The following is a 14,198-nucleotide window of genomic DNA, read 5'->3' as shown; positions in this document are numbered from 1 at the left end:
AAACGCTATGCATATATCAGTCCATTAATTCAAAGCAAAGGCGACCAAGTGTTTTGAGTGCCGTTTCTGTGTGGTTGTTCCATGGGAGAGCGTAATTAATACGGATATGGTGGGTGAAGGTTCCAGAATGGCTGAGGGCATGGCCTGGTAGCAAACCTATTTTATGTTGTAGTGCTAGCTTATGGAGTGCTAAAGCATTGATCTCTTTGGGTAAAGTAACCCAAAGGATAAACCCTCCTTTCGGCGCAGAGTAGTGAGTACCGACGGGAAAGTGTTTAGTGATTGCTCCTTGAAAGTAGCTTAAGTTTTGTTGATAGGTTTGGCGAGTCTTACGTAGATGACGGTCATAGGCGCCATTTTCTAAAAAATTAGCGATGGCAACCTGCGTTAACGTAGGCGTGGCAAAGGATTGCACATAAGCCTGTTGGGCAATTGCCGCTTGTTGTTTACCGCCAATAATCCATCCGACGCGAAATCCTGGTGCGATACTTTTTGAAAATGACCCGCAGTAGATAACCTTATCTTGCCTGTCTAATGCTTTTAATGACGGCAGTCTTGGAGATTGATAGCAAAGCTCTCCATACACATCGTCTTCAATGATGGTGATGTCATAGTTAGCGGCCAGCGTGAGTAGCTCATGGCGTGCGGGTTGAGGCATCTGCGCCCCCGTTGGATTTTGATTCTCTGGGGAGACCACGCAAGCTTTAATCGGATGCTCCGCTAAAGCATTGGCCAGCATACTTAGGTCTAAGCCCGTGTCCCAGTGACATGGGATTTCGATGACCTTTAAATGTAATGCTTTGGCTGCTTGCAGTATTCCATGATAGCTCGGGCTTTCTATCGCAATGGTGTCACCCGGCATGGTGGTGCTCTGTAGCGCAAGCATTAAGGCGTGTTGGCAACCCAGTGTAATCAGTATGTCTTCAGGGGATAACTTGCAGCCGGTATCGAGCATGCGAATGGCAATCTGTCTACGCAACACTTCAGAGCCAGGTGTGAAAGCGTAAGCGGCACAGATATCGGGTTCTAAACGCATCAGGCGACCAACGGATCGCTGCAATTGTCGGATGGGTAAGAATTGGTTGTTAGGGATGGCTGCACCAAACTGAGTCACATTTGTATCTTGAGAAAGCCGTAGCACGTTAGCCAACATGGTCTGGATGCTTTCATCCTGATCTGCAGTGGACTGGGGACGAACTTTTAGGGGTTGAGTAGGAATACTGTGAACAAAGTAGCCTTTTTGTGGCTGGGCTTTGATCACCCCGCGATCCTCAAGTAAACGATAGGCCTGTAGCACGGTTGCCATGCTGACTTCCATCTGGGCGCTGGCTTTTCGTACGGATGGAATGCGCTCGCCTAGCTTAAAAAGTCCCTCTTGGATATGCGTTTCAATTTGATCCGCGACTTTTTGATAGAGGGTTTGATCCATGGATGAAAGTGGCCTTAAGTTTGCTAGCTGTTCAATTTATCAGATTGCGCTCTATAAAATAAGTCAGATAAGGAGCGGAGGCCTAAATGAACTTGCGGTTACGTTTGTTTACAGGCAAAGTTGAGTAAAGAAAACATAATAATTGCGAGGCGCGGAAACCAAATGTTTACACTATTTTTTGAGAGGAAATGATGTCTCTATCTGTTGTGCAGCGTGTGCTGCTTGGTTTTGTGCTGTTATTGGTGTTGCTGTTTGTGGTCGCTGGCGCTGGCGTCCAAGGTCTCAACAGTGTTCAGGAACGTATAGAAACTGTAACTGGAGAAATGGCTAATATCTCCGATGGCAGTAATGCTTTGAGTGCGCAAATGGGAGAAACCAGTAGTGCTGTATTGCAGTATTTGGTGGCCTCCAGTGATGCAGCATTAGAAGAAGCGATGACTCAGTTCAATCAAGGCCGTGATGCGTTTGCTGCACAAAGCGAGGCGCTTAAATCATTGGTCTCAGACTACCCTGACATCCTTGCGGTATTGACCGCGGTGGATGACCAATCCGATGAGTTTATGGCTGTGGCCAGTAGCGCCATTGAAGATCATACACGTCAAGTACAGCTTAAACGCAATCTTGCGGATAAGAAGCTAGATCTGAAAGATACAATGAGCTTTGTGGTTGATGACCTGAAGGCGATTGAGCGTTACCCAGAGAGTGATGAGCAATCTTTTGCGTCTGGGTTAGCCCGTACGCAAATGGAAAGTTTGCAATTACTGATTAGTGATTACTTTGATACCTCTGATATCAGTGATCTAGAAGACCTGCAAAGCGATATTGATTCTTCATTTGGTCCTGTGGATCAAGTATTAGAAACCATTAATGATGAGATGGTGGTTGAGAACATAGAGATCATTCGTCAGGCGGCTCAAGCTGAAGATGGTGTGATTGCTGAGTACTACGAGTTAAATAAGATTGAGGTAGAAGCGGAAATTGCCGCAGCGAGCTTACTTAATAGCCTTAATGTCATCCAAGGATACCAGCAAGAGCTCAGTGGCATGGTGAATGAGCTACGTGACCAGGCTAAAGATAATGCTCTAAGCGCCTCTTCTAATGCTAAATACATTTCGATTTTAGTGGTGGCTGTCTCCGTCATCATTGCAGTATTAGTGGCGTTATGGGTTAGCAGAAGTATCCGTAAGCCGTTAGCGAAGATTTTAGAGATCTTGGATCTTATCGCTAATGGTGACTTGACCCAGCGTGTCACTGTCACCAGCAAGGACGAGTTTGGTCAGTTATCGAGCTGGGTGAACATACTGGTAGAAAAGCTGGGATCTGTGGTGAAACAGATTGAAGGCGCATCCCATGAAGTGGTGAAATCAGCTGGCCATGTGTATCAGACGTCGTCAAATACTCAGAACATCATGCAAGAGCAAAACGACAAAACGACGTCAGTCGCTTCTGCTATGAATGAAATGTCTGCAACCGTTGCGGAAGTCGCCCAAAATGCCGAAGTGACTTTGAGTAAGGTCCAAGACGTGGATAAGAGTGCGCACCATAGTCTTGAAAGGATGAATGAAAACATTGCTCAGGTTCAGAGTTTAGTGTCTCAGCTCGAGGCGTCGTCTGAAATTGTTTTGCGGGTCGACCAACATTCGCAAAATATCGGTCAAATTCTGTCTGTGATTCAAGAGATTGCTGAACAAACTAACTTATTGGCTTTGAACGCTGCGATTGAAGCAGCCCGTGCCGGTGAGCAAGGTCGAGGATTCGCTGTCGTGGCGGATGAAGTACGTACCCTAGCGAATAGAACGCATACCTCTACAGAAGAAATACAAACGGTGATTTCTGATCTGCAAAGCGGGGTCAAAGATGCGGTAAGCTCTATGGATCAAAGTCGTCAAAATGCCCGTGACAGCATGGAAGAAGCACAAAGTGTGGGTGTTGTCTTGAATGACCTACGTGAATTCATGGTTGAAATCCGCGACTTGAGTATGCAAATTGCCACAGCGGCTGAGCAGCAATCCCATGTGGCCCAAGAGATTAACCAAAGCGTTCATGAAATTTCCTCCAGCTCAGAAAGTGCTATGGAAGAAGCCCGTATAGGTAAGGAAAACTGTGAGAAGATGAACGAAGTAGCGGAGCACCAACGTCAGTTGGTGGGGCAATTTAAAACATCATAAGACTATCGCTAGCTGAGATTCATTTGGGTACTATGTTGGCATCCGCAACATTTGGAGAAAGGTATGAGTTTACAGATGGGTGATATGCTGCCATACGGTAGCTTCCAGGTCATGGGGGAAGAAGGCCCGCAAACAATTGATGTAACAGAGTTCTTCGCAAACAAGAGAGTCTTAATGTTTGCTGTACCTGGAGCCTTTACACCGACGTGTAGTGCGAGTCATTTACCTGGTTATGTTGTCCATTACGATGCTTTCAAGGAAAAAGGCATTGATGAGATCATGTGTCTTTCAGTGAATGATGTGTTTGTGATGAATGCTTGGGGCAATGCACAAAACGCAGAAAACATTGTCATGGCGGCAGATGGCTTGGCAGAGCTGACCACTTCTATGGGATTGGAGCTGGATATTTCCGCTGCCAAAATGGGGATTAGAAGTCGTCGTTACGCCATGTTGGTGGATAACGGTATTATCCAAGAACTTTGGCTTGATGAGCCCGGAGAGTTTAAAGTGAGCTCGGCGGAATATGTGCTGAGTCAGTTGTGATAAAAAATAGGCCGCGTAAGCGGCCTTTTTTATGTGTTGTGGAAGACAGAAAAATTTGGCTACACAATTTGTCTTGCAATTTGAGCCTTTCGGATCAATATACTTATAAGACAAGAACATAACTGAAAAGGAGGGCGATCATGATGTTGAACGATCGCGTAGATGCGCTGGTATCACCAAAAGGCGCACTGGAAATGTTATCTCAGGATGAAATAGCTCGCATGTCAGAAGACTCTGGCGAGTTGCATGAGTTGTTTCGACGTTGTTCATTGGCCATTTTGAACTGTGGCAGTGACTCCGATGATCCGACTGAAATTATGTCGGTCTTTAAAGATTTTGAAATCCGAATTATTCAGCAAGAGCGGGGCGTTAAATTAGAACTGAAAAACGCACCGGGCAGCGCATTCGTCGATGGCAAGATGATCAGCAGCGTCCGTGAGATGTTGTTCAGTGTTTTGCGTGACATCATCTTTACTTACCATGAATACAACCTTTCTCGCGGTTTGGGAGAGGCTTCTTCCGATAAAATCACCAACGTCGTGTTTGAGCTGTTGCGTAACGCCAATGTGTTTCGACGCATTCAAAGTCCAGACATGATCGTTTGCTGGGGTGGTCACTCTATTGCCCGACACGAGTACGATTACACCAAGCAAGTAGGCCATGAGTTGGGGCTGCGTGAATTAAATATTTGTACGGGCTGTGGTCCAGGGGCCATGAAGGGTCCCATGAAAGGGGCTGCGATTGCCCATGCTAAGCAGCGCTTAAACAATGGTGTGTATTTGGGCTTAACTGAGCCTGGCATCATTGCTGCGGAATCACCGAATCCTATTGTGAACCAACTGGTGATCATGCCAGACATTGAAAAGCGTCTGGAAGCCTTTGTCCGCACTGGCCACGGTATTGTGGTGTTCCCAGGCGGCGCTGGTACTGCTGAGGAGATCCTGTATTTACTGGGTATCTTGTTGCACCCTAAAAACGATGGCATCCCTTACCCATTGGTGTTCACTGGGCCGAAAGAAAGTGCGGCTTACTTTGAGCAGATCGATGAGTTTATTGGTGCAGTGTTAGGGGAAGCGGCTCAAGCCAAGTATCAGATTATTATTGATGATGCTGTGGAAGTCTCCCGTGTCATGAAGCGTGGTATGGAAGAAGTGCGTCTATATCGTAAAGCCCATCAAGATGCCTTCTACTATAACTGGAAGCTGCATGTGCCTGATGAATTTCAGCGTCCCTTCGAGCCGACCCACGAGAACGTGCGTGGTTTGAATCTGCATTTCGGTCAGGACACTCACTTGTTAGCGGCGGATTTGCGTCGAGCGTTCTCTTCGATTGTAGCGGGTAATGTGAAGCCCCAAGGGGTGGCAAGTATTAAGGAGCTAGGTCCCTTTGAAATCCATGGGGATAAAGGGCTAATGCGTAAGTTAGATGCCCTGCTGCAAGCCTTTGTTGAGCAACAGCGTATGAAGTTGCCGGGCAGTGCCTACGTTCCTTGTTATAAAGTTGTTACGGACTAGCAATACTTCGAATCAAAAGGCCGCACTGAGATGCGGCCTTTTTATTGCGCGTTTTATATGGCGCTTTACTGGGAATAGCTCTGCACTACCTGATGAATAAAACTAAGTTTTTCGCGTACGGCCGGTGCAATAATGAAGGGGTACAAATCCGGTTGTCCCATGCTCCGATTTAAATTATTGACGGCGAAGGTAAGAGGTAAATACTGGTTGAGAATGTCTTCAAAGTTCCCATGCTGGTATGGGTCGAGGCTGGCCTGCGTGGCTAAGGCTTGATGACTAGGGTTGGGAGGTTGTACCTGCAAACCGAATTCATAAGCTGTTTCCAATGTATCGAGTATGTGTAAATAGTGGGCCCAGGTTTCTGCCCAATCTTCCCAAGGGTGGGAGGCCGCGTAGCTGCTGACAAAAGAGGTTTGCCAATCTGGCTGAGGTTGGCTGTAGTGTTGTTGCAGTGCGTCACTGTAGTTGGCGCGCTCATCACCAAACATTGCTCGGTATTGCTCCAATAATTGGGCATTGGGGGCAATCAATTGATCCCAATAATAGTGGCCCACTTCATGGCGAAAATGTCCGATTAACGTACGATAGGATTCGTTCATGTCCTGACGTACTTGCTCGCGATCCACGGGATCTGCTTCGGCGGTATTGATGGTGATTTGTCCTAGGGCATGACCTGTGGTGCTTTGGGCGTCCTCTGGGATTTGGTTTTCTTCAGAAATGAAATCAAACGATAGGCCATCCTGTGGGTCTTCTTTTTTGCTGATCACTGGAAGTTTTAGCTTTAACAGAGAAAAGACTAGACGGTGTTTGGCAGATTCTAATTGCTGCCAAGCTTGGTGTTCTTCTATCCCCGCTAGGTTTGGAATATGGCGGTTTAGGTCACAAGCTTCGCATAGGGTGCCTTCTTCCTTGACCATCCAGTTGCAGACATTGTGTTGGTGGTTGGCGCAAAAATGCCATATTTGTCCGCTTGTGTCTCCTTGTGCCTGATAGCCATTCTCCAGAGGGGTGAGGGCACTCAAGGTCAGCAGCTCAGGTATAAATCCGAGTTGAGCTTGGCAAGCTTCACATTGGGTGTTTTCAAACAGTAAGGTTTGACCACATTGTTGGCAATTAAAGAGCTGCATAATCCTTATGTCCTCATTCAAGGTACAGAGCTAGCGGTCCTGGTCTTTTGCGATGGCTGCTACTTGCGCCAGGATCAGCTGACCAGAAATGCTGGTTGGGTTGGGGGTGTTTGGTAAATCGTTATAGGGCCACCAGTGAGCCTCGGCGATTTCATCTTTGGCGGGGGTGATCTCTCCAGAATCATACTCCGCAAAAAAGCCCACCATCAGTTGATGTGGAAAAGACCATGGCTGGCTATCAATGTAGCGAATATTGGTGACTTTGATGCCCACTTCTTCCATGACTTCCCGTTGTACTGCCTGCTCCAAGGTTTCTCCAGCTTCAACAAAGCCCGCAATATTACTGAAGAAGCCTTCTTTGGCTGTTAATGGTCGAGCGAGCAGAATGTCATTACCCTTACGCACCGATACAATGATGCAGGGGGAAATTCGCGGGTAGTGTCGGATATTGCAGTGGGAACAGACTTTTGCATGCTCTTTTGGGTGTTTAACCGTTAAAGCATGACCGCAGCGACCGCAAAACTGATGGTCTGCATCCCAGGTGGCCAGCTGTTGGGCGCGACTCAGCAGTCCGTAATAGTAATCGGTGGTTTCAAACAGAAGTTCTCGTAGCCCTTTTTCCTCAAAGCCTTTTGGGGTTTGCGGAAAGTAGCACACAAACACATCATTCTCTTCAAATTTGCCGCAATAGACGCTGCGCATTTCTGAGGTGGGATGAAAATCCCCCAGCGAGAAAAGAAATTGATCGCCAACAATGAGAACCTTTTGTTTCGCTAATAGAATGTAGCGCGCTGCTGCGTGGGGGGAAGGGTGAGTGTGTGTGCCTATTTCAATCATGAGTCTACTATCCGTCCAATGACCTCACTAAACTAACGTGCAGTCAGGTCATTGGCAACCGGATTTAGTGAGCTAGGGGTTACCAGTCTAGAATCACCTTGCCAGACTTGCCGGATAGCATGGCGTCAAAGCCCTCTTGGAACTGGTTGATAGAGAAATGGTGAGTAATGATAGGGCTGATGTCGAGACCCGATTGCAGCATGGCAACCATTTTGTACCAGGTTTCGTACATTTCTCGGCCATAAATGCCTTTGATTGTCAGACCTTTAAAAATAACCTGATTCCAATCAATGCGTGTATCACTGCTTGGAATGCCAAGCATGGCGATCTTGCCCCCATGGTTGAGGTTTTCCAGCATGGATTCAAAGGCGCTGCCATTACCTGACATTTCAAGGCCCACATCAAAGCCTTCGGTCATGTGCAGTTCCCCCATGACATCTTTGAGAGATTCATTCATGACGTTGACGGTGCGGGTGGCGCCTAACTGTTTGGCTAATGAGAGTCGGTAGTCGTTCACGTCGGTAATGACAACGTTGCGGGCTCCCACATGTTTGGCAATGGCGGCGGCCATGGCGCCAATTGGGCCGGCTCCGGTAATTAAGACATCTTCTCCAACCAGATCAAATGACAAAGCCGTATGGGTGGCGTTACCGAATGGGTCGAAGATGGCCGCCATATCGCTACTAATGTCGTCAGGTATTTTGAAAGCGTTGCTGGCTGGGATGGCTAAGTATTCTGCGAAGGCGCCAGGACGGTTGACCCCAACCCCAAGGGTTGTGCGACATAGGTGTCTTCTGCCTGCACGGCAATTACGGCAATGGCCACAGGTGATATGACCTTCCCCAGAAACGCGATCGCCAATTTTAAAGCCCCGTACTTCGGCTCCCACTTCTGCAATGGTACCGACGAATTCATGGCCTACGGTCATGCCGTGGGGGATGGTTTTTTGTGCCCATTCGTCCCATTTGTAGATATGGATATCCGTACCGCAGATGGCGGTTTTTTGGATTTTAATCAATACGTCGTTGTGACCACATTGAGGGCGCTTGGTTTGGGTTAACCAAATGCCTTCTTTTGGGTGCTGCTTGCTTAATGTTTTCATGACCAAGACTCCTAGATAATGTTTAACCTTTGGCCAACGCGTTTAAATGCTGCAATGGCTTGATCCAATTCTTCACGAGTCAGGGCCGCAGACATTTGTGTACGAATTCGCGCTTTGTTCATTGGGACGACTGGGTAAGAGAACCCTGTGACCAGTACGCCTTCTTCTTGAAGGGCAGTGGCCATACGTTGCGCGAGTGCGGCATCCCCTAACATAACGGGAATGATCGGATGTTCCCCTGGGATGAGCTCAAACCCTAATGCATTCAGTTGTGCTCTAAAGTATTCTGCATTGCTTTGTAGTTGTTGCAATGGTTTTAAATCGCTTTCTAATAGGTCCACAACAGCCAAGCTGGTGGCTGCAATCATAGGTGCCAGAGAGTTGGAGAAAAGGTAAGGGCGAGAGCGCTGGCGTAGCCAGTCGATGACAGGCTTTTTGCCGCTGGTATAGCCGCCGGATGCACCGCCTAGGGCTTTACCTAAAGTGCCGGTGATGATGTCAACGCGCCCCATAACCTCACAATATTCATGGGAGCCTTTGCCATGGGCACCTAAAAAACCCACCGCATGGGAGTCGTCTACCATCACCAGTGCATCGTATTGGTCAGCCAGATCACAGACTCCTGCTAAATTGGCAATGATGCCATCCATAGAGAAGACGCCGTCAGTGACAATCAGCTTAGTTTTTGCGCCAGCTGTGTCTGCTTCTTGTAGTGCTTTTTCCAGATCCTGCATGTCGTTGTTGTCGTAACGGTAGCGTTGCGCTTTGCATAAGCGTACCCCATCAATGATGCTGGCGTGGTTCAAGCTGTCGCTGATCACTGCATCGTCTTTTGTCAGTAGGGTTTCAAATAAGCCGCCGTTGGCATCAAAACAAGACGAGTACAGGATGGTGTCTTCCATGCCTAAAAAGTGACTTAGGCGAGCTTCCAATTGCTGATGGATCGTTTGGGTGCCACAGATAAAGCGAACCGATGCCATACCATAGCCAAAATCATCTAACGCTTGGTGGGCGGCGTTAATGACTTGGGGATGATTGGCTAAGCCTAAATAATTGTTAGCGCATAGATTGATTAAAGGATTGCCAGAGGCAAGAGAAACTGTGCCGCTCTGGGGGCTGGCTAAGGCTCGTTCTTCCTTGTATAGGCCTTCGGTTTTCAGCTCGTGAAGTTGCTGGGTAAGCTTTGTATAGAGTGTCTGTTTGCTCATGTTTCTTTCCTCCTAATCTGATTTCAGTGTAGTGCTAAGAAATAGAAACGGGATAGATGCAGTGGTAGTACTAAATGAGCATAACAGTTGTTGAGTTGTCCCTTTATAAAGGGGTCGCGTACAATGCTGTGAATAAATACTTAAATTAAAGGACTGGAAATGTCACTAAAACACCTAGGTTTAATTGGTGCTGCAACCATGCTGGCGTCGGCGACCTTCGCACAAGATTATTTGCCTATTTTGCAATATCACCATGTGAGCGCATCGACTCCCCGATCCACCTCTCTTTCTCCTGAAGAGTTTAAAGAGCACATGGACTATTTGGCTGAAGCTAATTTTAACGTGGTGGATTTGGCAAAAGCCCTAGACGACATTCGTAATGGCGTAGCATTACCTGATAAAGCCGTTGCGATTACTTTTGATGATGCCTATCGCAATATTTATCAAAATGGCTTTCCAATCCTTAAAGAGCATGGGTTCCCATTTACTGTCTTTATTAATACTCAGCCCATCGAGCAAAAAAACCGTAGCTTCCTAACTTGGGATCAAATCAAAGAAATGACCCAATCAGGTGGCGTATTTGCGAACCATACAGTCAGCCACCCTTATATGGCACGAATGGAAGAAGGGGAATCCCATGGGCAGTGGAAGGCTCGTATGGAAAAAGAAGTGGCAGATGTGGAGGCCGCATTAGAGGAGCACTTAGGCACATCCCCTAAAATGTTGGCGTATCCTTACGGGGAGTCTAATCAGGAGATTCGCACTCTGTTGACTGATCAAGGGATTGTGGGCTTTGGGCAGCAGTCTGGTGTTGTGAGTAAAGACTCTAATTTTGCCGACTTGCCTCGTTTCCCTGCAGCAGGCAACTACGCCAAGCTCTCTACATTAAAAACCAAGTTGAATTCTATGCCGATGCCGCTAGAGAAAGTTGAAGCCGGTGGCGATTTTGCGGGTGAGATGCCCGTGTCGTTAACGCTTTCATTTAAAGATGGGCAGTATCGTCTAAAAGACTTGGCGTGTTATGTGTCAGGGCAGGGCAAAGCAGCATTAAACTGGCTAGACGATACCACTGTTGTTGCGGCGGCAGAGAAACCATTTGGTGTCGGTCGTGGGCGTATTAACTGTACTATGCCAAATAGGGCGGGGAGTCAGTATTACTGGTTCTCCAACGTCTGGATTCGTGCTGGGGAAGACCAGCGTTATGTGTCACAAAAAAATTAAAAAAAATTCAAAAAAGTGTTGCACTGAAATTTAGAATCCGTAATATACACCTCGCTCGCAACGGAGGGGTGGCAGAGCGGTTTAATGCACCGGTCTTGAAAACCGGCGAAGGTTAATAGCCTTCCGAGAGTTCGAATCTCTCCTCCTCCGCCATCTTCCTTTTAGGAAGGAAGTTGTGAGAAAAATTAGTTGTTCCCTGATAGCTCAGTTGGTAGAGCAAATGACTGTTAATCATTAGGTCACTGGTTCGAGTCCAGTTCAGGGAGCCATCGGAGTATAGCGCAGTCTGGTAGCGCGCCTGCTTTGGGAGCAGGATGTCGGGGGTTCGAATCCCTCTACTCCGACCACTAATTTGCATCAATTGGTAATGGTGGGCGTAGCTCAGTTGGTAGAGCTATGGATTGTGATTCCATCGGTCGTGGGTTCGAGCCCCATCGTCCACCCCATTGCCTCATAGTTGGGTCGTTAGCTCAGTTGGTAGAGCAGTTGACTTTTAATCAATTGGTCACTGGTTCGAATCCAGTACGACCCACCAACTATGCCTCGAAACCAATTTGGTTTCATCCTATTTCTGATACATTCCCTGATAGCTCAGTTGGTAGAGCAAATGACTGTTAATCATTAGGTCACTGGTTCGAGTCCAGTTCAGGGAGCCATCGGAGTATAGCGCAGTCTGGTAGCGCGCCTGCTTTGGGAGCAGGATGTCGGGGGTTCGAATCCCTCTACTCCGACCATCAGGATAGTCTGACAATTTGTCTTAAGTGGGTCGTTAGCTCAGTTGGTAGAGCAGTTGACTTTTAATCAATTGGTCACTGGTTCGAATCCAGTACGACCCACCACTTTCCCTTCTTTCTATATTTCTCTTATTTCTTCTTGTAGTCATATTCCTGACCTGTAGTCTGGCTTACTGCTTACCTGCTTACTGCTTACTGCTTACTGCTTACTGCTTACTGCTTACTGCTTACTGCTTACTGCTTACTGCTTACTGCTTACTGCTTACTGCTTACTGCTTACTGCTTACTGCTTACTGCTTACTGCTTACTGCTCTGTGCTTGTGTTGGTTTTGTGTCGTGTAGGTGGGCGTCGGGTGAAGTAGATTTAAGGTGTCTGTCTTGTTTCGGCTAGGAGCTTGATTTGGTGCTTGATCTACTAGGTGCTTGATTGGCTATCAGGGTAATGATGGGGTAGTTGTGTGGTGCTTTCTGTACGGTATATAGCTAAAAATGTATAAATTTAACTGGTTGATTTTACTGAGAATGGAATTGGAGAAGATAGGGAATATCAGGAAGAAAAGAGAAATGGTGGAGGGAGGTGGATTCGAACCACCGAAACTTTCGTGGCAGATTTACAATCTGCTCCCTTTGGCCACTCGGGAACCCCTCCACAGCAGCGCGGCATATATTATAAGGCTTGCCGCGCCGTGTAAACACTTTTTTTAGTTTTTCTTCAGCAATTGTGCCAATTTAGCCTGCATGCGTTCTTCTTCCGTTAGGTTCTCGAACTGTGGGTCAACTTTTGGCTGTTGTTTGGCTTTCTTTGGACGGTTTTGTTGAGAGCCACCTTTGCCTTTGTTACCTGGATGAGCGTTTTGCTTGCTTTTAGGCATTGGTTTTTTCGGCGCTGTGGGCTTCTTGGCGTTAGGTAGAGCTGGCTCATCGCTTACCGCTACGCCCTCAAGGTCAATACGTGGCTGACCAGACAGTAGGCACTTCTTATAGCGATCAGAGCGCGTGTAGGCCGCCATGGCGCGTTTACGTTTGCTGTCGTTGAACTCGTCGTCAAGCACCATGTCTTTGTCGATGCCAACTTTAAGTGGGCGTGGGTTGTTCCAGTCGAAGGCTTTAGGGTAGCGCTCTTCCAACAAACGAATCAGTCGACGGTTGTTCTTTTGATTTTTTTGGCGACGCTTCTCCTCGGCACTGAGTGCTGGCGCTTCAGGAGTGTGGCTAGGTGTTGAATCGACGGGCGTTTGCTCAACTTCTGTCACAGCAGTCTCTTGTTGGTCAGCGGCTGGTGTAAGGTCTTGTTCAGTAGTCATAAGAGATTCTTTCGTTTCTTGGTTGTCTTCGTTGGTCTCAGTGGCTTGTTGCATTTGATGCATTAAGTCAAAGCTGAGTTGGTTTTCCAAGTCCGAGTTTTCGGGCTTGCTGGGTGAAGGGCTCAGTAGGTCTAATGAGTCTTCGATGTATAGTTGTAGCTGATCTTCTGTAGAACGCTTTGTCATAGAGGATAGCAAGTCCAGAGAGGCATCGCTCGGACTGTTAACTTCGTAGGCCGTCTCTTGGGGCGTTTGTTTTAGGCGCTCAATCTCTTGCTTGGCTTGGTTAAGCTCCGCTAAAAGGTTGTCGATTTTATCTTCTAGCGCTTTGATTAATCGATCCATAAAGATTAATTTCCGGATGGTGTGTTAGGGAGAGGGACGCTGGGAGCGCCTTCTCGACCGACCATTTCGTTGAGCTGTTGTGTTGTTGGGAGTATGACTTCTACATTGCTAGTATTCCACCAACGAAACACGCTAATCATGGTTATGCTCACAACAAAAATATAAAACAGCTTCATTATTATCGTTAGAACGTCAAACCTACGCCAATGGTGGCATGTTTATCATAAGCTGTGTCGTCGCTGTTAAACACTTTTAGGAAAACGTCTAGTCGTGTGTTGTTGGTTATACCAATTCGCAACCCAGCTTCTGGGTAGTAAGCGCCGTTATCCAATAAAAAAGTGCCTGCACCGACGTAACTCCAAATCGGTACCGAGCCGCCCCAGTAAAACATGGGGGTTGGCGTGTATAAACGGGCACCAAGGGTTAAGGTGCTTTCAAAACTGTCCCGCAAAATAAAAGAAAAGCCGCCGTAAATAGATAGGGTACGTGGGTAGGTGTACTCGACCAGTGTATTGATTACGCTAGCAGTGTGGCTGGTAGCGGTTGAGGGTTTGCTAAAGACATAGTCATAGCTTGCTAAGCTCGAAAACTGTCCAGCGGCCGATGCGCTGGTCGCCCCTGCGAGTAAAGCCGCTGAAACAAGTTTTTTCATCAATTTCGACCCAA

The 14,198-nt window shown here is 47.3% G+C and carries 11 protein-coding genes and 9 tRNA genes; 12 read left to right on the top strand and 8 right to left on the bottom strand.

Annotated elements, in window-relative coordinates; translation table 11 throughout:
- Window positions 1-16: 16 nt before the first annotated feature.
- Complete coding sequence (locus tag ACZ5DR_RS02745; protein ID WP_377364246.1) at window positions 17-1,429, bottom strand: aminotransferase-like domain-containing protein; 1,413 nt, start codon at window positions 1,427-1,429, stop codon at window positions 17-19.
- A 188-nt stretch (window positions 1,430-1,617) separates the two neighbouring features.
- On the opposite strand from ACZ5DR_RS02745, the gene ACZ5DR_RS02740 reads away from it, so the two are divergent.
- The 3 genes from ACZ5DR_RS02740 to ppnN all read left to right on the top strand — a co-directional run bounded on the left by ACZ5DR_RS02740 (window position 1,618) and on the right by ppnN (window position 5,654).
- The gene (locus ACZ5DR_RS02740; protein WP_377364244.1) at window positions 1,618-3,597 is read left to right on the top strand and encodes a methyl-accepting chemotaxis protein; all 1,980 of its coding nucleotides are present in this window, start codon (window positions 1,618-1,620) and stop codon (window positions 3,595-3,597) included.
- Between the two features lie 63 nt (window positions 3,598-3,660).
- Window positions 3,661-4,140 carry a peroxiredoxin gene (locus ACZ5DR_RS02735; protein WP_377364242.1) on the top strand — a complete coding sequence of 160 codons (480 nt, stop codon included), beginning with the start codon at window positions 3,661-3,663 and terminating at the stop codon, window positions 4,138-4,140.
- 140 nt (window positions 4,141-4,280) lie between these two features.
- Entirely contained in the window at window positions 4,281-5,654 is a 1,374-nt protein-coding gene (ppnN, locus tag ACZ5DR_RS02730; RefSeq protein ID WP_377364240.1) for a nucleotide 5'-monophosphate nucleosidase PpnN, read from the top strand.
- Window positions 5,655-5,719: 65 nt separating this feature from the next.
- Here the strand turns inward: ppnN and ACZ5DR_RS02725 are convergent, their stop codons facing one another.
- The 4 genes from ACZ5DR_RS02725 to ACZ5DR_RS02710 all read right to left on the bottom strand — a co-directional run bounded on the left by ACZ5DR_RS02725 (window position 5,720) and on the right by ACZ5DR_RS02710 (window position 9,928).
- Window positions 5,720-6,781 carry a zinc-binding metallopeptidase family protein gene (locus ACZ5DR_RS02725; protein ID WP_377364238.1) on the bottom strand — a complete coding sequence of 354 codons (1,062 nt, stop codon included), beginning with the start codon at window positions 6,779-6,781 and terminating at the stop codon, window positions 5,720-5,722.
- A gap of 30 nt (window positions 6,782-6,811) precedes the next feature.
- Window positions 6,812-7,618: an NAD(+) diphosphatase gene (gene nudC / locus ACZ5DR_RS02720; RefSeq protein ID WP_377364237.1), complete on the bottom strand. Its 807-nt coding sequence runs from the start codon at window positions 7,616-7,618 to the stop codon at window positions 6,812-6,814.
- A 79-nt stretch (window positions 7,619-7,697) separates the two neighbouring features.
- On the bottom strand, window positions 7,698-8,720 hold the full coding sequence (gene tdh, locus ACZ5DR_RS02715) for an L-threonine 3-dehydrogenase (RefSeq protein ID WP_377364235.1): 1,023 nt from the start codon (window positions 8,718-8,720) through the stop codon (window positions 7,698-7,700).
- An 11-nt stretch (window positions 8,721-8,731) separates the two neighbouring features.
- Complete coding sequence (locus tag ACZ5DR_RS02710; RefSeq protein ID WP_377364233.1) at window positions 8,732-9,928, bottom strand: glycine C-acetyltransferase; 1,197 nt, start codon at window positions 9,926-9,928, stop codon at window positions 8,732-8,734.
- A gap of 159 nt (window positions 9,929-10,087) precedes the next feature.
- Here ACZ5DR_RS02710 and ACZ5DR_RS02705 point away from each other — a divergent pair, with 159 nt between their 5' ends.
- From ACZ5DR_RS02705 to ACZ5DR_RS02665, 9 genes are all read left to right on the top strand, one after another.
- The gene (locus tag ACZ5DR_RS02705) at window positions 10,088-11,149 is read left to right on the top strand and encodes a polysaccharide deacetylase family protein (RefSeq protein WP_377364232.1); all 1,062 of its coding nucleotides are present in this window, start codon (window positions 10,088-10,090) and stop codon (window positions 11,147-11,149) included.
- A 62-nt stretch (window positions 11,150-11,211) separates the two neighbouring features.
- Window positions 11,212-11,302: transfer RNA gene (locus ACZ5DR_RS02700), tRNA-Ser, on the top strand.
- A gap of 40 nt (window positions 11,303-11,342) precedes the next feature.
- Window positions 11,343-11,418 (top strand) — tRNA-Asn (locus tag ACZ5DR_RS02695).
- Window position 11,419: 1 nt separating this feature from the next.
- Window positions 11,420-11,496 (top strand) — tRNA-Pro (locus ACZ5DR_RS02690).
- 23 nt (window positions 11,497-11,519) lie between these two features.
- A tRNA-His gene (locus ACZ5DR_RS02685) sits at window positions 11,520-11,595 on the top strand.
- Window positions 11,596-11,608: 13 nt separating this feature from the next.
- Window positions 11,609-11,684 (top strand) — tRNA-Lys (locus ACZ5DR_RS02680).
- Window positions 11,685-11,729: 45 nt separating this feature from the next.
- Window positions 11,730-11,805 (top strand) — tRNA-Asn (locus tag ACZ5DR_RS02675).
- Between the two features lies 1 nt (window position 11,806).
- Window positions 11,807-11,883, top strand: a tRNA-Pro gene (locus ACZ5DR_RS02670).
- A gap of 29 nt (window positions 11,884-11,912) precedes the next feature.
- Window positions 11,913-11,988, top strand: a tRNA-Lys gene (locus tag ACZ5DR_RS02665).
- A gap of 460 nt (window positions 11,989-12,448) precedes the next feature.
- Here the strand turns inward: ACZ5DR_RS02665 and ACZ5DR_RS02660 are convergent.
- The 3 genes from ACZ5DR_RS02660 to ACZ5DR_RS02650 all read right to left on the bottom strand — a co-directional run bounded on the left by ACZ5DR_RS02660 (window position 12,449) and on the right by ACZ5DR_RS02650 (window position 14,184).
- Window positions 12,449-12,532, bottom strand: a tRNA-Tyr gene (locus ACZ5DR_RS02660).
- A gap of 52 nt (window positions 12,533-12,584) precedes the next feature.
- Entirely contained in the window at window positions 12,585-13,532 is a 948-nt protein-coding gene (locus ACZ5DR_RS02655; RefSeq protein WP_377364230.1) for a ProQ/FINO family protein, read from the bottom strand.
- 184 nt (window positions 13,533-13,716) lie between these two features.
- Complete coding sequence (locus ACZ5DR_RS02650) at window positions 13,717-14,184, bottom strand: hypothetical protein (RefSeq protein WP_377364229.1); 468 nt, start codon at window positions 14,182-14,184, stop codon at window positions 13,717-13,719.
- Between the last annotated feature and the right edge of the window lie 14 nt (window positions 14,185-14,198).

The organism is Marinomonas vaga (genome assembly GCF_055388305.1).
This window is presented reverse-complemented; position numbering and strand designations above follow the sequence as displayed.

Bases quoted from the DNA above. Each gene is read 5' to 3' on its own strand.
- ppnN (WP_377364240.1), top strand. From the start codon at position 4,281: ATGATGTTGAACGATCGCGTAGATGCGCTGGTATCACCAAAAGGCGCA.
- ACZ5DR_RS02705 (WP_377364232.1), top strand. From the start codon at position 10,088: ATGTCACTAAAACACCTAGGTTTAATTGGTGCTGCAACCATGCTGGCG.
- ACZ5DR_RS02710 (WP_377364233.1), bottom strand. From the start codon at position 9,928: ATGAGCAAACAGACACTCTATACAAAGCTTACCCAGCAACTTCACGAG.
- nudC (WP_377364237.1), bottom strand. From the start codon at position 7,618: ATGATTGAAATAGGCACACACACTCACCCTTCCCCCCACGCAGCAGCG.
- ACZ5DR_RS02655 (WP_377364230.1), bottom strand. From the start codon at position 13,532: ATGGATCGATTAATCAAAGCGCTAGAAGATAAAATCGACAACCTTTTA.
- tdh (WP_377364235.1), bottom strand. From the start codon at position 8,720: ATGAAAACATTAAGCAAGCAGCACCCAAAAGAAGGCATTTGGTTAACC.
- ACZ5DR_RS02725 (WP_377364238.1), bottom strand. From the start codon at position 6,781: ATGCAGCTCTTTAATTGCCAACAATGTGGTCAAACCTTACTGTTTGAA.
- ACZ5DR_RS02740 (WP_377364244.1), top strand. From the start codon at position 1,618: ATGATGTCTCTATCTGTTGTGCAGCGTGTGCTGCTTGGTTTTGTGCTG.
- ACZ5DR_RS02745 (WP_377364246.1), bottom strand. From the start codon at position 1,429: ATGGATCAAACCCTCTATCAAAAAGTCGCGGATCAAATTGAAACGCAT.
- ACZ5DR_RS02735 (WP_377364242.1), top strand. From the start codon at position 3,661: ATGAGTTTACAGATGGGTGATATGCTGCCATACGGTAGCTTCCAGGTC.
- ACZ5DR_RS02650 (WP_377364229.1), bottom strand. From the start codon at position 14,184: ATGAAAAAACTTGTTTCAGCGGCTTTACTCGCAGGGGCGACCAGCGCA.